General features: G+C 62.5%; 3 protein-coding genes. 2 read left to right on the plus strand and 1 reads right to left on the minus strand.

Going from position 1 to position 1,569, the window contains the following annotated elements; genetic code table 11:
• A partial coding sequence (locus tag GY725_07785) for an enoyl-CoA hydratase/isomerase family protein (GenBank protein ID MCP4004079.1) occupies positions 1 to 137 on the minus strand: 137 nt, incomplete at its 3' end.
• An 83-nt stretch (positions 138 to 220) separates the two neighbouring features.
• Here GY725_07785 and GY725_07790 point away from each other — a divergent pair.
• Together GY725_07790 and GY725_07795 are read left to right on the plus strand one after the other, a co-directional pair.
• Positions 221 to 1,309, plus strand: coding sequence for a PA0069 family radical SAM protein (locus GY725_07790; GenBank protein ID MCP4004080.1), 1,089 nt, complete (start codon positions 221 to 223; stop codon positions 1,307 to 1,309).
• Positions 1,310 to 1,360: 51 nt separating this feature from the next.
• A partial coding sequence (locus GY725_07795; protein MCP4004081.1) for a hypothetical protein occupies positions 1,361 to 1,569 on the plus strand: 209 nt, incomplete at its 3' end.

Here is a 1,569-nt window from a genome sequence, read left to right on the forward strand (position 1 = left end):
TCGGGATCGCGATCGAGCTCCAGTAGCTGCTCCGCAAGAGAATCGAGCATGCGAATCGAGATGGTGTTCATCTGCTCGGGTCGGTTGAAAGTCAGCGTCGCGATCGCGCCGGATTTTTCGAGAAGTAGTTCACTCATGCGCGTCATCCTACCCGAGCCCTCGTCGCGTCTGCCGAGCGGGATTGACTTTCGTTCTTTATTCGCCCATCTTCAGACCGATCATGTCCCGGTTCCACGAGCCGATCCGGGGGCGCGGAACGCGCGAATCACCCCCCAACCGCTTCGAACACCAGGCGCTCGAGATCGATCTCGAAGCGCTTCGCGTGGCTCGAACGGTCCACGACGAAGGCGAAAAAGAACCCGATCCCCACACCCGCTTTCTCGTGGATTCAACGCGTTCCGCGCTCTCGAAGAACGACAATCCCGACGTCGGCTTCAACTTCGGAATCAACCCCTATCGGGGCTGTGAACACGGCTGCATCTACTGTTATGCGCGGCCGACACATGAGTTTCTGGGTTTCTCAGCCGGGCTCGACTTCGAATCGGCCATTCTGGTGAAGACGGCGCTACCCGACCTCTTGCGAAAAGCCCTTCGTGCCAGGAGCTGGCAGCCCCAGGTAATCGGTATGTCGGGCGTCACCGATTGCTATCAACCGGTCGAGCGCAGACTCGGAATCACCCGACGCTGTCTCGAGGTGCTGGCCGAGTTCCGCAATCCGGTCGCGATCGTCACCAAGAGCCGTTTGATCACGCGCGACCTCGACGTGCTGGGCGAACTCGCACGCCACGACGCGGTGTCGACGACGCTCTCGCTGACGTCACTGGATCCCGATCTGTGTCGCATTCTCGAACCGCGCGCATCTCAGCCGGGCACGAGACTGGCCGCCGTCCGGGCGCTGGCGGATGCGGGAATTCCGGTTGGCGTGTACCTCGCACCGCTGATTCCGGGCATCAACGACCACGAGGTTCCGGCCCTGCTCGAAGCGGCCAGGGATGCAGGAGCGCGCTGGGCCAACTACATCCCGTTGAGCCTGCCCTGGGCGGTGAAAGACCTGTTCGCCACCTGGTTGGAAGATCACTTCCCGGAGCGCAAGGAGAAAGTCCTGCGCAAAGTGCTCGATTTTCGCAATAGCCGGTCCCGCGGCAGCCAGTCCGGATTGAAGACTCGGAACCTGGGCGTGTACGCGGGGCAGATGCGCAGGATCTTCGAGGTCTCGAGGCGGCGCGCGGGTTTCCGGAGCGACGAGTTCTGCGAACCCTCGGCCGCCTCCTTCAGAAGAACCAGCGAGGGCCAGATCGAGCTTTTCTGAGCCGCGCGCGCCGTGGACACAGAGAATTGGAACGTGTTCTAATTGTGCTCGATGAGCTCCCGGACACGTTCCCAGACCCCCGCAATCGCCGAATCCGACGATCCAGCGGACGAGCGTGCGGACTCCGGAGACGGCGAGCCTCAGATCGCGAGACTGGTCGCGAGCCAGCTCAAGCGCATGCGCAGGATCGTGGACGCGGCGGTCGACCTGGCCGAGCAGGGCGGCTTCGAAGCAGTCCGACTGCGCGACGTGGCTGAAAA

Source organism: bacterium, assembly GCA_024226335.1.
Taxonomy (GTDB): domain Bacteria; phylum Myxococcota_A; class UBA9160; order SZUA-336; family SZUA-336; genus JAAELY01.